At 57.7% G+C, this 17,650-nt stretch carries 13 protein-coding genes; 7 read left to right on the top strand and 6 right to left on the bottom strand.

The genetic code is table 11. From position 1 onward, the window contains the following. Positions 1-70: 70 nt before the first annotated feature. Complete coding sequence (cytR, locus tag GNG29_RS22445) at positions 71-1,096, bottom strand: DNA-binding transcriptional regulator CytR (RefSeq protein ID WP_103177502.1); 1,026 nt, start codon at positions 1,094-1,096, stop codon at positions 71-73. 134 nt (positions 1,097-1,230) lie between these two features. Then, a complete protein-coding gene (gene priA, locus GNG29_RS22440) occupies positions 1,231-3,426 on the bottom strand; it encodes a primosomal protein N' (RefSeq protein WP_156655373.1) in 2,196 nt (731 codons plus the stop codon). A gap of 201 nt (positions 3,427-3,627) precedes the next feature. Between priA and rpmE the strand changes: the two genes are divergently transcribed. Further along, the gene (gene rpmE / locus GNG29_RS22435) at positions 3,628-3,840 is read left to right on the top strand and encodes a 50S ribosomal protein L31 (protein ID WP_103177500.1); all 213 of its coding nucleotides are present in this window, start codon (positions 3,628-3,630) and stop codon (positions 3,838-3,840) included. A 48-nt stretch (positions 3,841-3,888) separates the two neighbouring features. On the opposite strand, the gene metJ is transcribed toward rpmE, so the two are convergent. Then, entirely contained in the window at positions 3,889-4,206 is a 318-nt protein-coding gene (gene metJ, locus GNG29_RS22430; protein WP_015966498.1) for a met regulon transcriptional regulator MetJ, read from the bottom strand. Positions 4,207-4,484: 278 nt separating this feature from the next. Between metJ and metB the strand changes: the two genes are divergently transcribed. From metB to katG, 4 genes are all read left to right on the top strand, one after another. After that, positions 4,485-5,645, top strand: coding sequence for a cystathionine gamma-synthase (gene metB / locus GNG29_RS22425; protein ID WP_103177499.1), 1,161 nt, complete (start codon positions 4,485-4,487; stop codon positions 5,643-5,645). Between the two features lie 2 nt (positions 5,646-5,647). Next, positions 5,648-8,080, top strand: a complete 2,433-nt coding sequence (locus GNG29_RS22420) for a bifunctional aspartate kinase/homoserine dehydrogenase II (protein WP_156655372.1) — start codon at positions 5,648-5,650, stop codon at positions 8,078-8,080. A gap of 207 nt (positions 8,081-8,287) precedes the next feature. Further along, on the top strand, positions 8,288-9,178 hold the full coding sequence (gene metF, locus GNG29_RS22415; RefSeq protein WP_032615268.1) for a methylenetetrahydrofolate reductase: 891 nt from the start codon (positions 8,288-8,290) through the stop codon (positions 9,176-9,178). A 144-nt stretch (positions 9,179-9,322) separates the two neighbouring features. Beyond that, entirely contained in the window at positions 9,323-11,494 is a 2,172-nt protein-coding gene (gene katG / locus GNG29_RS22410; protein ID WP_103177497.1) for a catalase/peroxidase HPI, read from the top strand. A gap of 112 nt (positions 11,495-11,606) precedes the next feature. Here katG and GNG29_RS22405 read toward each other — a convergent pair whose 3' ends face one another. Genes GNG29_RS22405 through ptsP form a run of 3 tightly spaced genes read right to left on the bottom strand, consistent with a single transcriptional unit; the run spans position 11,607 to position 15,901 of the window. Beyond that, on the bottom strand, positions 11,607-12,710 hold the full coding sequence (locus GNG29_RS22405; RefSeq protein WP_103177496.1) for a glycerol dehydrogenase: 1,104 nt from the start codon (positions 12,708-12,710) through the stop codon (positions 11,607-11,609). Positions 12,711-12,722: 12 nt separating this feature from the next. Next, on the bottom strand, positions 12,723-13,385 hold the full coding sequence (fsa, locus tag GNG29_RS22400; protein WP_156655371.1) for a fructose-6-phosphate aldolase: 663 nt from the start codon (positions 13,383-13,385) through the stop codon (positions 12,723-12,725). Between the two features lie 14 nt (positions 13,386-13,399). Then, complete coding sequence (ptsP, locus tag GNG29_RS22395; protein WP_156655370.1) at positions 13,400-15,901, bottom strand: phosphoenolpyruvate--protein phosphotransferase; 2,502 nt, start codon at positions 15,899-15,901, stop codon at positions 13,400-13,402. Between the two features lie 314 nt (positions 15,902-16,215). Here ptsP and GNG29_RS22390 point away from each other — a divergent pair, with 314 nt between their 5' ends. Together GNG29_RS22390 and GNG29_RS22385 are read left to right on the top strand one after the other, a co-directional pair. Beyond that, complete coding sequence (locus tag GNG29_RS22390; RefSeq protein WP_103177493.1) at positions 16,216-17,295, top strand: PTS fructose transporter subunit EIIC; 1,080 nt, start codon at positions 16,216-16,218, stop codon at positions 17,293-17,295. Positions 17,296-17,309: 14 nt separating this feature from the next. Further along, positions 17,310-17,630: a PTS fructose-like transporter subunit IIB gene (locus GNG29_RS22385; RefSeq protein ID WP_103177492.1), complete on the top strand. Its 321-nt coding sequence runs from the start codon at positions 17,310-17,312 to the stop codon at positions 17,628-17,630. The last annotated feature ends 20 nt before the right edge of the window (positions 17,631-17,650 follow it).

Raw genomic sequence — 17,650 nt, 5'->3', positions numbered from 1 at the left:
TTTGTCAGCCCGTCATGTTACTTAAGCGACGGGCCTTTGACCAGATGAGGACGTCTGAAAGGCGTTTACTTTAAGTCAGGGCCTGGGTTGAACCTCTGACGATCAATTCACAGTCCAGTAAACGGGAGCCGCTGCTAACTGTTTGTCCGTTCAGCTGATCCAGTAACAGCAGCATCGCTTCCCGGCCAATATCATAGCGGGGTTGCGCCACCGTCGAGAGCGGAGGATCGCAAAATTCAGACAGAGAAATATTATCGAAGCCGATGATTGAGAGGTCTTTCGGCACTTTCAGACCGCGCCGTTTGGCATAGGAGAGCGCGCCCAGCGCCATCACGTCGCTGTGACAGAACACCGCGGTCGGCGGCTGCGGCAACGACAGCAGTTTTTCCAGCGCCAGGCCGCCTGCGGCATAGGTAAAATCGCCCCGGGCGATATAGTGCGGATCCACCGTCGCGCCGGTGCGGCGCAGCGCCTGAACATAGCCCTGCAGGCGATAGTGGCACAGCGGCATCTCTTCCGGTCCGGCGATACAGCCGATACGTTTGTGGCCCAGCTCCTGGAGATAATTCACGGCGTTAAAGGCGGCGGTGAGGTTATCAATATGGACGGTAGGCAGTTCCAGCTCAGGGGCAAACTCGTTGGCCATCACCATCGGCGGCAGATTGCGTTGCTCTTCAATGCTGGCATCAAAGGGCAGGCGCGAACCGAGCAGCAGCATACCGTCGATCTGCTTGGTGATAATCAGGTCAATGAAGGTCTTTTCCTGCTGATTCTGATGCGCGCAGTCGCCAATCAGCACCAGGTAGCCCTGCGCGGCGGCGGTCACTTCGATACCGCGGATAATTTCGCTGAAAAAGGGATCGCAGATGTCGGGCACAATGACCAGAATGGTGCGGGATTCGTTCCGTTTGACGTTACGGCCCATAGCCTGGGGCAGATAACCCACCTCCAGCGCAGCCTGCTCAACACGGTTACGCGTGCTCTGAGAGACTTTGTCGGGATTCATTAATGCTCGGGATACCGTTGCCGTTGAGACTTTTGCTTTCAGGGCAACATCTTTCATGGTCGCCGAGGCAACCTCTTTCCTGGACTTCAACTTCTTCTCCTCGCAGGCGTATCACCGCACTTCTGACTGTGTCAGTTTTATCAGATTGCGAATGGAAGCGGTTACAGAATTTTCATAAAAAGTGTGAGTCGTGTTTAATTTTTCGATCCGCCTCCCACCCTTTTTTAGCTTTCGATAGGATCAACGTCCAGGACCCACTTCACTTTACGCGCTTCCGGCAGGGTATTAATCAACGCCAGCGTGCCGCTGACGATATGCTGTAGCCGCACCCGGGAAGGGTGTTGCAGCAGGATTTGCCAGCGATAGCGTCCGCCGCGCTTGGGGGCCAGGGCCGGAACCGGACCTAAAATCCACAGCTGATTATCCACCAGCGGGCTGGCCTGCAGCAGGTTGCGCAGCTGCTGGAGGAACAGTGGCGCCTGCTGGTTGTTGTGATCCTCGGCGCGGATAATCACATGGCTTGTCCACGGTGGGAGTTGCAGGGTCTGACGCTCCGCCAGCGCCTGTTCGGCGAAGGCGTCGTAGCCTTTATGCAGCAGGGTTTGCAGCAGCGGATGCTCGGGGTGGTGGGTTTGTAGCACCACCTCGCCCTGTTTACCGGCGCGCCCGGCACGGCCTGCCACCTGGGTATAGAGCTGGGCAAAGCGCTCCGCGGAGCGGAAATCAGCCGAGAAGAGCGCCCCGTCGACATCCAGCAGCGCCACCAGGGTCACGTCCGGGAAGTGGTGTCCTTTGGCCAGCATCTGGGTACCGATCAGAATACGCGCCCCGCCGCGATGCACTTCCGCCAGCTGTTGCTCAAGGGCACCTTTGCGGCTGGTGGTGTCGCGATCGATACGTGAGATAGCCACGCCCGGGAAGAAGGGGGCCAGCGCCTGCTCCAGCTGCTCGGTGCCCAGACCGACCGGCACCATATGGGTCGAGCCGCAGGAAGGACACTGGCGCGGCACCGGTCGCTGGCTGTCGCAGTGGTGACAGCGCAAATGGTGCTGGGCCTGATGCAGGGTATAGTAGTGATCGCAGCGCGGGCATTCAGCGATCCAGCCGCAGTCGTGGCACAGCAGCGCCGGGGCAAAGCCGCGACGGTTGAGAAACAGAATCACCTGGTTGTCGGCCTGCAAATGCTGGCGCATGCGGGCGATCAGCGCCGGGGCTAGCCCGGCCTGCACCGGCTGACCTTTCAGATCCAGTACGTGCTGCATGGCAGGACGGGCATTACCCGCCCGCCGCGTCAGGCGTAATAGATTGTATTTTCGCTGGCGCACATTGTGCAGCGTCTCCAGCGCAGGGGTCGCGGAGCCGAGAATGATTGGGATCTGTTCGCTGTGGGCGCGATAGACCGCCAGGTCGCGGGCGTGATAGCGCCAGCCTTCCTGCTGTTTATAAGAGCTGTCGTGCTCTTCGTCGATGACGATCACCCCGAGATTTTTAAAGGGTGTAAACAGGGATGAGCGGGTGCCAATCACGATTGCTGCTTCGCCATTTTTCGCTTTCAGCCAGGCGCTCAGGCGCTCGCTGTCATTTAAGCCGGAGTGCAGCACCTCGACCGGGGCGTTGAAGCGCTCGCGAAAACGGGCGATGGTCTGCGGGGTCAGACCGATTTCCGGCACCATCACCAGCGCCTGCTTGCCCTGAGCCAGCACATTTTCCAGTACGCTCAGATAGACTTCAGTTTTACCGGAACCGGTCACGCCCGCCAGCAGCCAGGCTGAAAAGCGATCGGACGCGCTGTGGATCGCCCCAACGGCGGTCGCCTGTTCGGTATTGAGCCGCAGACGGTCGCCCGCGACGCTAAAGCCGTCGCGCCAGTCGATAAGCGCTGGGGCTTCGCAGGCCAGTTCGCTCAGCCCTTTTTTACGTAAGCTCTGCAACGCCGCGTCGTTAAAGTCGAGGCTCTCAACCTGATGCCGCCAGATCCTGCCCTGGCGTAACGCCGCCAGCGCCTGCTGCTGTTTCGGGGAACGTTTCAGGCTATTAATATCTACCGCCTGGCCCTGCTCGGTGGCAAACCAGTACCACATCGGCGCATGGCTGGCGCTTTTGCCCTGTCGCAGCAGAATGGGTAAGGCGTGAAACAGCACATCGCCAATGGGATGATGATAATAGTCGGCCGCCCACAGCAGCAGTCGCCAGACGCTGGCGGAAAAGACCGGCTCGCTGTCCAGCACCTCGACCACGCTTTTGAGTTCACTGAGAGGCAACTCGCTGTGCTGGCTTACGGAGACGACAATACCCACCCGCTGCTGTTTGCCAAACGGCACATTCACGCGACAGCCCGCCTCAGCCTGCATGTTGTCTGGCAGCAGGTAGTCAAAGGTACGGGGAAGCGGAACGGGCAGGGCAACGTGAGCAACGGGCATCGAATCTTCCTGACTTGAAAAGTGGCGCGTTAGTATACACATTAGTGAAAGGCGGCGTGCGGATCAGTTTGCATACCCTGGTTAAATTCTGTATGATTCGCCGCCTTTGGTGCACTTTGCATCAAAGAACTTACATTCAACATCGCGTGGTGTCTGGCGTTAGGGCTGGAAGAGCGACGCGGCCTTAACTGAGGTTCTCCCATGAAAAAAGATATCCATCCTAAATACGAAATGATTACTGCAAACTGCTCTTGCGGTAACTCTATCCAGATCCGCTCCACCGTGGGTCACGATCTGAACCTGGACGTGTGCGGCCAGTGCCACCCGTTCTACACTGGTAAGCAGCGTGACGTTGCAACCGGTGGCCGTGTTGACCGCTTCAACAAGCGTTTCAGCATCCCGGGTTCCAAGTAAGTTTCCCGAAAAAAAAGCGCCGCAAGGCGCTTTTTTTGTATCTGTAAATCAGTATTCCCACGTCTCCGGGTCGATACCCAGCTCACGCATGATCACCTTTGCCTCTTCCGGAATTTCATCGCTACGCTCTTTGCGCAGGTCTTCATCGTTCGGCAACGGTTGACCGGTAAACGCGTGCAGGAACGCTTCGCACAGCAGTTCGCTGTTGGTAGCGTGACGCAGGTTATTCACCTGACGACGCGTGCGTTCATCGGTGAGGATCTTTAACACCTTCAGAGGAATGGAAACCGTAATTTTTTTTACTTGTTCACTCTTCTTACCGTGCTCAGCGTATGGGCTGATATATTCGCCGCTCCATTCAGCCATGAGATACCTTTAATCCTCTCTGTCATTAATATGAGGCTGACACCGCAGCGATACGCCGGGGTTCTAGCCATAATCGCGCGTAGTTTACCGTAGAGATGCCGTTGTGACACGGATATTGCCTCTGCGGTATGCGCTAAAGCATATAATTTTAACGGCTATTTGCGCATTGCTCAATCTATACGCAAAGAAGTTTAGATGTCCAGATGTATTGACGTCCATATAATCAATGTTTACTCTGGTGCCTGACTTTTCATCCATTAAGCCAGGAAGCCTTCACCATGACGCGTAAACAGGCCACCATCGCAGTGCGTAGCGGATTGAATGATGACGAACAGTACGGCTGCGTTGTCCCGCCGATTCACCTCTCCAGTACCTATAACTTCACCGGATTTAATGAACCACGCGCCCATGACTACTCGCGCCGTGGTAACCCTACGCGTGATGTCACCCAGCGCGCGCTGGCGGAGCTGGAAGGTGGCGCAGGTGCGGTGATGACCAATACCGGCATGTCGGCTATTCACCTGGTGACCACGGTGTTCCTGAAACCTGGCGATCTGCTGGTGGCCCCACACGACTGTTACGGCGGCAGCTACCGCCTGTTTGACAGCCTGGCGAAGCGTGGCTGCTATCGCGTGCTGTTTGTCGATCAGGGTGATGAGCAGGCGCTGAAACAGGCGCTGGCAGAAAAACCGAAGCTGGTATTAATCGAAAGTCCGAGCAATCCATTGCTGCGCGTCGTGGACATTGCAAAAATTTGTCAGCTTGCAAGGGATGCGGGAGCGATAAGTGTAGTGGATAATACGTTCCTCAGTCCGGCGCTACAGAACCCGCTGGCACTGGGAGCAGACCTGGTATTGCATTCATGCACCAAATATTTGAACGGCCACTCGGACGTGGTTGCCGGGGTGGTGATTGCGAAAGATCCAGAGGTTGTCACTGAACTGGCATGGTGGGCGAATAACATCGGCGTCACCGGCAGCGCGTTCGACAGCTATCTGCTGCTGCGTGGTCTGCGTACCCTGTCGCCGCGTATGGATGTGGCGCAGCGTAATGCCCAGGCGATTGTCGATTTCCTGAAGACCCAGCCGCTGGTGAAAAAGCTCTATCACCCGTCGCTGCCGGAGAATCAGGGACACGAGATTGCTGCGCGTCAACAAAAGGGTTTTGGCGCGATGTTAAGTTTTGAGCTGGATGGCGATGAGCAGACGCTACGTCGCTTCCTGAGCGGGCTGTCACTGTTTACGCTGGCGGAATCTTTAGGTGGGGTTGAAAGTTTGATCTCCCACGCCGCCACCATGACGCACGCGGGCATGGCGCCAGAAGCGCGTGCCGCCGCCGGGATCTCCGAGACGCTGTTGCGTATCTCAACCGGTATTGAAGATTGTGAAGATTTAATTGCCGATCTGGAAAATGGCTTCCGGATCGCAGCCAAGGGGTAATCATGAGTGTGATAGCGCAGGCAGGGGCGAAGGGTCGCCAGCTGCACAAGTTTGGTGGTAGTAGTCTTGCTGATGTGAAATGTTACCTGCGGGTCGCGGGGATCATGGCAGAGTATTCGATGCCGGGGGACATGATGGTTGTCTCTGCGGCGGGCAGCACCACCAACCAGTTGATTAGCTGGCTGAAGTTAAGCCAGACCGATCGTCTCTCTGCGCATCAGGTTCAACAAGCGTTACGCCGTTATCAGAGTGAATTGATCGCCGGGTTACTGCCTGCCGACGTGGCCGATGGCCTGATCAGCCACTTTATCCAGGATCTGGAGCGGCTGGCCGCGTTACTCGACAGCGGCGTGACCGATGCCGTTTACGCCGAGGTGGTGGGCCACGGTGAAGTGTGGTCTGCCCGTCTGATGGCGGCGGTTCTGCAACAGCAGGGGCTGGAGGCCGCATGGCTGGACGCGCGGGACTTCCTGCGTGCCGAACGTGGCGCTCAGCCACAGGTTGATGAAGGCCTCTCTTATCCGCTGCTCCAGCAGCTGCTGGTGCAGCATCCGAATAAACGTATTGTCGTGACCGGCTTTATCAGCCGCAGCAATGCGGGTGAAACCGTGCTGCTGGGGCGTAACGGCTCCGACTACTCCGCAACGCAGATTGGTGCGCTGGCGGGCGTGTCGCGCGTCACGATCTGGAGCGACGTGGCGGGCGTCTATAGCGCCGATCCGCGTAAGGTTAAAGATGCCTGCCTGCTGCCGCTGCTGCGTCTCGATGAAGCCAGCGAGCTGGCCCGTCTGGCGGCCCCGGTTCTCCACGCCCGTACCCTGCAGCCGGTTTCCGGCAGCGATATCGATCTGCAGCTGCGCTGTAGCTATACGCCGGATCAGGGTTCCACCCGCATTGAGCGCGTGCTGGCTTCCGGCACGGGGGCGCGTATTGTCACCAGCCATGACGATATCTGCCTGATTGAGTTCCTCGTTCCCGCCGGCCACGATTTCAAACTGGCGCATAAAGAGATCGACCTGATCCTCAAGCGTGCCCAGGTGCGCCCGCTGGCCGTGGGTGTGCATACCGATCGTCACCTGCTGCAGTTCTGCTACACCGCCGAAGTGGCCGACAGCGCGCTGAAGATTCTGGATGAAGCGGGCCTGCCGGGCGAGCTTCGCCTGCGTCAGGGGCTGGCGCTGATTGCGATGGTGGGCGCGGGCGTCACCCGTAACCCACTGCACTGCCACCGTTTCTGGCAGCAGCTGAAGGGGCAGCCGGTTGAATTTACCTGGCAGTCCGAGGAGGGCATCAGCCTGGTGGCGGTCATGCGCACCGGGCCAACGGAGAGTCTGATCCAGGGCCTGCACCAGTCGCTGTTCCGCGCCGAAAAACGCATCGGTTTGATGCTGTTTGGGAAAGGGAATATCGGTTCCCGCTGGCTGGAGCTGTTTGCCCGCGAGCAAACCACGCTGTCAGCGCGTACCGGTTTTGAATTTGTACTGGCGGGCGTGGTGGACAGCCGCCGCAGCCTGCTCAGTTATGAAGGGCTGGACGCCAGCCGTGCGCTGGCCTTCTTCAACGATGAAGCCATCGAACAGGATGAAGAGTCGCTCTTCCTGTGGATGCGCGCCCACCCCTATGATGATCTGGTGGTGCTGGATGTCACCGCCAGCGAGCAGCTGGCCGATCAATATCTTGATTTCGCCAGCCACGGCTTCCACGTCATCAGCGCTAACAAGCTGGCGGGCGCCAGCAATACCCGTAACTATCGTCAAATCCATGACGCCTTTGAAAAAACGGGCCGTCACTGGCTCTACAATGCCACCGTTGGTGCCGGTCTGCCGGTGAATCACACCGTGCGCGATCTGATCGATAGCGGCGACAGCATTCTGGCGATCAGCGGTATCTTCTCCGGGACGCTCTCCTGGCTGTTCCTGCAGTTTGATGGCACCGTGCCGTTCACCGACCTGGTGGATCAGGCGTGGCAGCAGGGGCTGACCGAGCCTGACCCCCGCGTTGACCTCTCAGGGAAAGATGTGATGCGTAAGCTGGTAATCCTGGCGCGTGAAGCGGGCTACGACATCGAGCCGGGTCAGGTTCGCGTGGAGTCGCTGGTGCCGGCGGGTTGCGAAGAGGGGTCTGTGGATCACTTCTTCGAGAACGGTGAAGCGTTGAACGAGCAGATGCTACAGCGGCTGGAAGCGGCGCGCGAAATGGGTCTGGTGCTGCGCTACGTGGCGCGTTTTGATGCCAACGGCAAGGCGCGCGTTGGGGTTGAGGCTGTCCGCCCGGAACATCCGCTGGCGGCGCTGCTGCCGTGCGATAATGTCTTCGCCATTGAAAGCCGCTGGTATCGCGATAACCCGCTGGTGATCCGTGGTCCAGGTGCGGGCCGCGACGTGACCGCCGGGGCGATCCAGTCCGATATCAACCGTCTGGCGCAGCTGCTGTAAAGCCCTATGCCCGGTGGCGCAACGCTTACCGGGCCTTCTTTTTTCCCATCCTGAACTTTTTTCAACTTCCCTGAGCATTCCTCACCGTCAATGGTGATATTTTCAGTTGACGCCAGTCCGCTTTTCCGTCATTTTTACATCTGGACGTCTAAACGTATAGAAGTTCGAAGCATAACAAACAACGACACGCGATTGATGAGGTAAGGTATGAGCTTTTTTCACGCCAACCAGCGGGAAGCCCTGAATCAGAGCCTGGCTGAAGTAAACGGCCAGATTAACGTCTCTTTTGAATTTTTCCCGCCGCGCACCAGTGAAATGGAGCAGACCCTGTGGGCCTCTATCGATCGCCTGAGCAGCCTGAAACCCAAATTTGTCTCCGTGACCTACGGCGCCAACTCCGGCGAGCGCGACCGCACGCACAGTATCATCAAGGGCATTAAGGATCGTACCGGTCTGGAGGCTGCCCCGCATCTGACCTGTATCGATGCCACCCGCGACGAGCTGCGCACCATCGCCCAGGATTACTGGAATAACGGTATCCGCCACATCGTGGCCCTGCGTGGCGACCTGCCGCCGGGCAGCGGTAAGCCGGATATGTACGCGACCGATCTGGTAGCGCTGCTGAAAGAGGTGGGCGATTTCGACATCTCCGTTGCGGCTTACCCGGAAGTACACCCGGAAGCGAAAAGCGCCCAGGCGGACCTGCTCAACCTGAAACGCAAAGTGGATGCGGGTGCCAATCGCGCCATCACCCAGTTTTTCTTTGATGTTGAAAGCTATCTGCGTTTCCGTGACCGCTGCGTCTCTGCCGGCATCGACGTGGAAATTATCCCTGGCATCCTGCCGGTTTCTAACTTTAAGCAGGCCAAGAAATTTGCCGACATGACCAACGTGCGCATTCCGCACTGGATGGCGAAGATGTATGAAGGCCTGGACGATGACGCCGAAACCCGCAAGCTGGTGGGTGCCAGTATCGCCATGGATATGGTGAAGATTTTAAGCCGCGAAGGGGTGAAGGATTTCCATTTCTATACCCTCAACCGCGCCGAAATGAGCTACGCGATCTGCCACACGTTAGGGGTTCGCCCGGGTCTGTAAAAACCAGGCCCTCAGTAAGATGAGGGCTTTTTTATTTCAGCCGGATAACAACGGTATTAACTATCAAATCTGTGGATTGTTTCAATTATCTCTTATTCCCGGTGGTGTATATCCTAACGATAAAACCATAGAGGGAGCAGAGCGATGAGTACGTCCGACGAGAACCAGAATTCAGGTAAGTGCCCTTTCCATCAGGGCAGTTATGACAAGAGTGCAGGTGCCGGCACCAACAGCCGGGACTGGTGGCCTAAACAACTTCGTATTGATCTTCTCAACCAGCATTCCGAACGTTCCAACCCGCTAGGCAAAGATTTCAATTACCGCAAAGAATTCAGCAAGCTGGATTACTCCGCTCTGAAAGGCGATCTGAAAGCGCTCCTGACCGATTCCCAACCGTGGTGGCCTGCAGACTGGGGAAGCTATGCCGGTCTGTTCATTCGCATGGCGTGGCACGGTGCGGGCACCTATCGCTCTGTCGACGGGCGCGGCGGCGCAGGCCGCGGTCAACAGCGTTTCTCTCCGCTTAACTCCTGGCCGGACAACGTCAGCCTCGATAAGGCGCGTCGTCTGCTGTGGCCGATCAAACAAAAATATGGCCAGAAAATCTCCTGGGCCGATCTGTTTATTCTTGCGGGCAACGTGGCGCTGGAGAACTCCGGCTTCAGAACCTTCGGCTTTGGTGCCGGACGCGAAGATGTCTGGGAACCAGATCTGGACGTTAACTGGGGCGATGAGAAAGCCTGGCTGGAGCATCGCCATCCGGAAAGCCTGGCGAAAAGCGCCATTGGCGCCACCGAGATGGGGCTTATTTACGTTAACCCTGAAGGGCCCAACGCCAGCGGTGAACCGCTGTCGGCGGCAGCGGCTATCCGCGCCACCTTTGGCAACATGGGGATGAACGATGAAGAGACCGTCGCGCTGATCGCAGGCGGCCATACGCTGGGTAAAACCCACGGGGCAGGGGAAGCCAGCCATGTGGGTGTCGATCCGGAAGGCGGCCCGCTTGAGGCTCAGGGCCTGGGCTGGGCCAGCACCCACGGTACCGGTATCGGGGCGGACGCCATTACCTCCGGCCTGGAGGTGATCTGGTCCCAGACGCCGACCCAGTGGAGCAACTACTTCTTCGAAAATCTCTACAAATACGACTGGGTGCAAACCCGCAGTCCGGCTGGTGCTATCCAGTTCGAAGCGTCAAATGCGCCGGAAATTATGCCGGATCCCTTCGACCCGTCGAAAAAACGTAAACCGACCATGCTGGTGACCGACCTGACGCTGCGTTTCGATCCGGAATTCGACAAAATTTCCCGTCGTTTCCTCAACGATCCGCAGGCCTTTAACGAAGCCTTCGCCCGGGCATGGTTCAAACTGACCCACCGTGATATGGGGCCGATTTCCCGTTATATCGGGCCGGAAGTACCGAAAGAAGAGCTGATTTGGCAGGATCCGCTGCCGCAGCCGTTCTTCCACCCGACCGCTGAAGATATCGAAAGCCTGAAGGCGGACATTGCGGCTTCTGGCCTGTCGGTCAGCGAGCTGGTGTCGGTGGCATGGGCGTCGGCTTCCACCTTCCGCGGTGGCGATAAGCGTGGCGGGGCCAACGGCGCACGTCTGGCGCTGGCACCGCAGCGTAGCTGGGATGTCAACGCCGTGGCTGCGCGCGTACTGCCGGTGCTGGAAGGGATCTATAAATCGGCGCATAAAGCATCGCTGGCGGACATCATCGTGCTGGCCGGTGTGGTGGGCGTTGAGCAGGCGGCGAAAGCGGCGGGCTTCAACATCACCGTACCGTTTACGCCAGGCCGCGTTGATGCGCGTCAGGATCAGACCGATATCGGCATGTTTACGCTGCTGCAGCCGGTTGCCGATGGTTTCCGTAACTACCGGGCGGCGATTGACGTCTCCACCACCGAATCGCTGCTGATTGATAAAGCGCAGCAATTGACGCTGACCGCGCCAGAGATGACGGTGTTGCTGGGTGGGCTGCGCGTGTTGGGCGCTAACTTTGATGGCGGTAAGAGCGGCGTCTTTACCGATCGCGTGGGCGTACTCAGCACCGACTTCTTCGTCAATCTGCTGGATATGGGCACACAGTGGAAAGCCACCGATGAATCCAGCGAGCTGTTCGAAGGGCGTGATCGTGTGAGCGGGGAAGTCAAATATCTGGCGAGTCGTGCCGACCTGGTGTTCGGTTCTAACTCCGTGCTGCGTGCCCTGGCGGAGGTTTACGCCAGCAGCGATGCCCACGAGAAGTTCGTGAACGACTTTGTCGCGGCATGGGTGAAAGTGATGAACCTCGACCGGTTCGATCTGCTGTAAACAGGAAAATCCCCGCTCCGGCGGGGATTTTTTTGCCCGGCGGCGCTACGCTTGCACGGGCCTACGGGTTTTGTAGGCCGGGTAAGGCGCAGCCGCCACCCGGCAATAAGGGCTACTCCCACTCCTGCATAAAACGCTGACCGTACTGGTCGGCCACCAGCAAGGCGGCATACACCTGATCCGCCGTTGCCCCGCCCGGCATGTTATGGATGGTTTCATCTTTCGCACAGGCTGCTGTCGCCACCAGGCGCATTTTAGCGGGGATATCTTCGGTAATATCCAGCTGCGCCAGCGTGATGGGCAACCCTACGCTGTGGCAGAGTGCCGCGACGGTTTCAATCTCTTCAACCGGGGCATTCTCCAGCACCAGCTGGGTCAGCGTGCCAAACGCCACTTTCTCGCCGTGATAGTAATGATGGGCGTCCGGAATGGCGGTCAGGCCGTTATGAATGGCGTGGGCCGCTGCCAGGCCACCGCTTTCAAAACCGACGCCGCTCAGATAGGTGTTGGCTTCAATGACCCGCTCAAGGGCAGGAGTCACCACATGCTGCTCTGCCGCCAGCATCGCTTTTTCACCCTCTTCAATCAGGGTGTTGTAGCACAGTTCGGCCAGCGCCAGCGCGGCCTGGGTGCATTTGCCTCCCGCCATGGTAGTAGCGCCGCTGCGTGAGCAGGCCCGGGCTTCAAACCAGGTTGCCAGCGCGTCGCCGATGCCGGCTGCCAGCAGACGTGCAGGCGCCCCTGCCACCACTTTGGTATCCACAATCACGATGTTCGGGTTATGCGGCAGCATCAGGTAGCGATCAAACTCCCCGCTGTCGGTGTAGATAACAGAAAGCGCGCTGCAGGGTGCATCGGTAGAGGCAATGGTCGGGGCGATGGCGACCGGGACATCCATGAAATGCGCCAGTGCTTTAGCGGTATCCAGTGTTTTACCGCCGCCGATGCCGAGGATTGCCTGGCAATCTGCACTTTTCGCCAGCTTGCGCAGCCGGTCGATCTCGTTCTGTGAACATTCGCCGCCAAATGGCGCGATTTCTACGTACAGTTCCGCCTGTTTAAAGCTCTGGCGCAGCGTCTCTTCCGCAAAGCCCAGCACAAATTTATCGCCCACCACCAGCCAGCGCGCCGCCAGCGGTTTCAGGTAGTCGCCGAGGCGTGAGAGCACATCTGCACCCTGAATGTATTTGCCAGGTGATTGAATAATACGATCCATCCTATGTCTCCTTTACAGGTTGAGGCTACCAAACGCGTTTTTCCAGTCCTGCTCAAACTTGTCTATGGCTGACTCTACCGCTGGCGTATTGAGCATTTGTTGCGCTACATCAGTCGGCAGGGTGATCGCTTCACAACCGGCGAGCAGGCAGTCCAGCGCCTGACGTGGCGTTTTGAAGCTGGCGGCCAGCACGCTGCTCTCTGGTGCATGCATTTCCAGCAGGCTTTGCAGCTCCTGTACCGTGCGGATCCCGTCGCCCCCCTGGGCATCCACGCGATTGACGTAGGGCGCGATGTATTTCGCCCCGGCTAACGCCGCCAGCAAACCTTGTGAGGCGCTGTAAACTGCGGTGCCGAGCGTAGTAATCTCCTCTTTTTTAAGGGCTTTAATTGCAACCAGCCCTTCAGCGGTAACCGGAATTTTGACCACGATAGTAGGGATCGCTTTACGCAGGCGTCTGGCTTCGGCAACCATCCCTTCGGCGTCGCGGCTCATTGTCTGGGCAAACAGGATGCCCTGCGGGCCGATGACGTTCTGCAGGCGCGGCAGGACTTCCCAGAGCGGCTCACCGCTGGCGGCAATAATGCTCGGATTGGTGGTGACGCCAGCAATGGGGAAGATGCGGGCGAGGCGTTCAACGTCCGCCACGTTGGCGGTATCCAGATACAGTTCCATGACTCTTCCTCGTTTTACAGTTCTAATTCATGTTGCAGCAGGGTGGCAATAGCCTCTTCGGAGCTGGCATTGACCAGCGCGTTGCGGAAATCGGCATGCATAATCCGGCGCGCCAGGCGCGAGAAGATGCGCATGTGCTGGTCACCAGCGGCATGTTTATTGAGCGTGAGCATAATAATGAACTGGGCCTCCTCCTCGCCCCATGGCACCGGGGTTTTTAATCGGGCGACGCTAATGGTCGACTGTTCAATATGTTCAGATTTGCTATGTGGGATGGCGAAGCTAAAGCCGAGGCCCGTAGAGAACACGGCTTCACGCGCCCAGAGATCGGCCTCCAGCTTGCGCGGATAGCGGCAGCGCCCGGCGAGGAGCAGATTATCCGTCATGCCTTTCAGCACCTCTTCTTTGCTGCGCCAGTCGTTATCCAGCGAAATGCAGACCGGGGTCACCAGCGGCGTGTCCTGTTGATTCATACGGAACTGCGCCAGCAGATGTTCAACTTCCAGCGAGGTGCGGCAATTCATTGCCTGATTAAGCAACTGACGGCAGGCGCGGCTGTCCAACTGCGCAAGGCGCGCTTTGGTTGCCGGGATCGCGGGTGAACCCATGCTGATTTCATCCAGCCCCAGGCCGACCAGCAGCGGCAAGACTGAGCCTTTGGCGCCCAACTCGCCGCACAGGCCAATCCATTTTCCCTGGCGGTGGACTGCCTGCACGGCATAATCCAGCGCGCGCAGAAACGCCGGGTTCAGGCTGTTGTAGTGACGGGTGACTTTGGCGTTATCGCGGTCCACCGCCAGCAGATATTGCGTCAGGTCGTTGCTGCCGATACTAAAGAAATCAATCTCTTCGCAGCACTGATCGATGATGAACATCACGGACGGCACCTCCAGCATGATGCCGAGCGGGATTTTTTCATCAAAGGGGATCTGTTCGCTGCGCAGCTGCTGTTTTGCTTCAGCGAGCTTCTCTTTGACCCACAGGATCTCTTCCATTGAGGAGATCATCGGGATCATGATCTTCAGCCTGCCGTGGGCTGATGCGCGGAGGATCGCCCGCAGTTGAGTCGTGAAGAGCGCGGCGTACTCTTCGTAAATACGTACCGCGCGATAGCCCAGGAATGGGTTGTTCTCCGCCGGGATGTTCAGGTACTCCACTGGTTTATCGCCACCGATATCCATCGTGCGCACGATGATGCTGCGCCCACCTGCGCTCTCCAGCGACTGGCAAAAAATGTTGTAAAGCTCGTTTTCACTCGGCGCGCTGGCGCGGTCCATATAGAGCATTTCAGTGCGGAACAGACCGACCGCTTCTGCGCCGTTGCCAAAGGCTGTCTGGGCTTCCAGCGCATGCGCGATGTTGGCAGCCACCTCAATACGCAGGCCATCCGCGCTTCGCGCCTCCTGGTTCAGCCAGACGCTCTGCTGCTGACGCAGGGCTTGCTGAACATACGCTTCCTGCTGGTAATAACGCGCCACAGCTTCGCTGGCGTTCACCACCACCGCGCCGGCATTGCCGTCAATAAATACCGGCTGTTTGCGCCACTGGAGCAGGCTTTCGCTATCAACCCCCACCAGCGTCGGAATATTAAAGGAACGTGCAAGAATAACGGTGTGCGACGTGGTGCCGCCGCTTTTTAACAGCAACCCTTTCAGCAGCGTTTTATCAAGCTCGAGAAACTGGCCGGGAGTAAGATCGTCAGCCAGGCAAATACTCGGTTGCGTCAGCTGGCCCGGCACCGGGAAGCGCTGCTCGCCGTAGATGTGCTGCAACAGCTGATAGCAAACATCGCGTACATCCAGCACGCGCTCCTGAAGATAACTGCTGCTGGAGCGGGCAAACTCTGCGCAAAAATGGCTGGCGGTCTTAACCACGGCCTGCGCGCAGCTTAACCCTTCATTAATGCCTGCCAGAAGCTGCTGGCGCAGCGAGGCGTCCGTGGCCAGCGAGCGATGCGCCTCCAGAATGGCGCTGGCCGTACTGTCGTTATCCAGCATGCGCAGCTCAATGTTTTTAACCAGCAGCTTCAGGCCATTATCCAGCGCCGACTGTTCCTCTTCCTGGGTTCCGGCAGTGGGTAAATCGGTTAACGCATTGAGATCAAGGGAGGTCAGGAGCGTTAAGACCCCCTGGGCGCTACCGCTGCAAACCGCCAGCGCGCGAAACAACGTGGGATTAAGGCGTGTTAAGGATTCAGGCAGCGGGGAAAGTTCGGTATTGATGGCTGCAGCCAGCGGAGCATCGCAGTGAGGAAACTCTTCTTTAAACCACCTTTCAAGTTGCTGATGCGCATCCTGTTCATCCGCGCCAGTAATAAGCAGACGGCAAGCATCCCCTGCCAGCGTGTCGGTGCCAATCAGCGCCAGCGCGCTTTTCGCACTGCCTTTCCGGCCGCTACGCAGATTGTGCCACACAATCTGTGACGTAAATGAATTACACAGCGTTTCAACATGACTTGCCGGCCGCGCATGAACGCCATTAGGCAAATCACAGGTAAATTCCACCACCAGAGCCATAACCACTCCTGAAATCACGAGTCATACATGGCAATCAGCATACGAGTGTGGCGAGGATGCGCGCTATGTGACATTTCTGCCAAAAACTGGACAAATGTAATGTCTCGCTGGAAGTGAGACTTTGTTCACAACACGCCTTTTATCTGGCGCGAGTCAGAAGGAGAAGAAATTAAGAGGCGGATCGCATTTTTCTTTCTATATTACAAAAATCCAGTAAATGGCGTTTTTATCCACTGTCTGTACCCCGCCGGATTGCCTATTGTTTGCCACAACATCGTTATGGATTTGGGCCAAACATAGCCCGGGAGCGACCTATGAAAGAACTGGTGCAGATTCTTAAAAACACGCGACAGCATCTGATGACAGGGGTATCGCATATGATCCCCTTTGTCGTGGCGGGCGGTATCTTGCTGGCGATATCCGTAATGCTCTACGGCAAGGGCGCGGTGCCGGATGCCGCGACCGATCCCAATCTGAAAAAACTGTTTGATATTGGTGTTGCCGGACTCACGCTGATGGTGCCATTCCTGGCCGCCTACATCGGTTATTCCATTGCTGAGCGCGCGGCGTTGGCGCCCTGCGCCATTGCGGCCTGGGTTGGCAACAGCTTCGGCGCCGGGTTCTTCGGGGCGATTATTGCCGGGGTACTGGGCGGTATCGTCGTCTATTACCTGAAAAAGCTGCCCGTAGCGAAAGTTCTGCGCTCCGTCATGCCCATCTTCATCATCCCCATCATCGGCACCTTTATTACTGCAGGCATCATGATGTGGGGGTTGGGTGAACCTGTTGGCGCGCTCACAACTGGCTTAACCCAGTGGCTGCAAGGTATGCAGCAGGGAAGCATCGTCGTACTGGCCGTGATCATGGGGCTGATGCTGGCCTTCGATATGGGTGGGCCCATCAACAAAGTTGCCTATGCCTTTATGCTGATTTGTGTGGCTCAGGGGGTTTATACCGTCGTGGCGATTGCCGCGGTTGGCATCTGTGTGCCGCCGCTGGGGCTGGGCCTGGCAACGCTGATTAACCGTAAAAATTTCAGCGGCGAAGAGCGTGAAGCCGGGAAAGCGGCTCTGGTGATGGGCTGTGTTGGCGTCACCGAAGGGGCGATTCCTTTTGCCGCCGCCGATCCCCTGCGGGTTATCCCCTCGATCATGCTGGGCTCCGTCTGTGGCGCCGTGACCGCGGCAATGCTTGGAGCGCAGTGTTACGCCGGATGGGGCGGCCTGATTGTGCTGCCCGTCGTGGAAGGCAAGCTGGGCTATATCGCTGCGATTGTGGTCGGTGCGGTGGTAACGGCAGTGAGCGTCAATGTGCTGAAGAGTCTGGCGCGTAAGAACACGACTCAGGTTGCGCAAAAAGATGACGACCTGGATCTGGATTTTGAAATTAACTGAGTGAGGAAGAGAGCATGACCCGAATTGTTGCAGTAACCGCATGTCCATCTGGCGTAGCGCATACCTACATGGCTGCGGAAGCGCTTGAAAGCGCGGCGAAAGCGAAAGGCTGGGAAGTCAAAGTCGAAACGCAGGGCTCGATTGGTCTGGAGAATGAGCTTACAGCCGAAGAGATCGCCGCGGCGGATATGGTCATTCTGACCAAAGACATCGGCATCAAATTTGAAGAGCGCTTCACTGGAAAAACCATCGTGCGCGTCAACATCAGCGACGCGGTAAAACGCGCCGAAGCGATCATGAACAAAATTGATGCGCATCTGGCGCAAACTGCCTGATCTCCACCCGCCCTGAGGGG

Source organism: Leclercia sp. Colony189 (assembly GCF_009740165.1).
Lineage (GTDB): Bacteria > Pseudomonadota > Gammaproteobacteria > Enterobacterales > Enterobacteriaceae > Enterobacter.
The sequence above is the reverse complement of the archived record's forward strand: the minus strand, read 5'-3'. Positions and strand labels throughout refer to the sequence as shown.

Coding starts and splice junctions, on each gene's coding strand:
- metJ (WP_015966498.1), bottom strand. CDS start 4,206: ATGGCTGAATGGAGCGGCGAATATATCAGCCCATACGCTGAGCACGGT.
- GNG29_RS22390 (WP_103177493.1), top strand. CDS start 16,216: ATGAAAGAACTGGTGCAGATTCTTAAAAACACGCGACAGCATCTGATG.
- GNG29_RS22385 (WP_103177492.1), top strand. CDS start 17,310: ATGACCCGAATTGTTGCAGTAACCGCATGTCCATCTGGCGTAGCGCAT.
- metF (WP_032615268.1), top strand. CDS start 8,288: ATGAGCTTTTTTCACGCCAACCAGCGGGAAGCCCTGAATCAGAGCCTG.
- fsa (WP_156655371.1), bottom strand. CDS start 13,385: ATGGAACTGTATCTGGATACCGCCAACGTGGCGGACGTTGAACGCCTC.
- GNG29_RS22405 (WP_103177496.1), bottom strand. CDS start 12,710: ATGGATCGTATTATTCAATCACCTGGCAAATACATTCAGGGTGCAGAT.
- rpmE (WP_103177500.1), top strand. CDS start 3,628: ATGAAAAAAGATATCCATCCTAAATACGAAATGATTACTGCAAACTGC.
- metB (WP_103177499.1), top strand. CDS start 4,485: ATGACGCGTAAACAGGCCACCATCGCAGTGCGTAGCGGATTGAATGAT.
- katG (WP_103177497.1), top strand. CDS start 9,323: ATGAGTACGTCCGACGAGAACCAGAATTCAGGTAAGTGCCCTTTCCAT.
- ptsP (WP_156655370.1), bottom strand. CDS start 15,901: ATGGCTCTGGTGGTGGAATTTACCTGTGATTTGCCTAATGGCGTTCAT.
- priA (WP_156655373.1), bottom strand. CDS start 3,426: ATGCCCGTTGCTCACGTTGCCCTGCCCGTTCCGCTTCCCCGTACCTTT.
- GNG29_RS22420 (WP_156655372.1), top strand. CDS start 5,648: ATGAGTGTGATAGCGCAGGCAGGGGCGAAGGGTCGCCAGCTGCACAAG.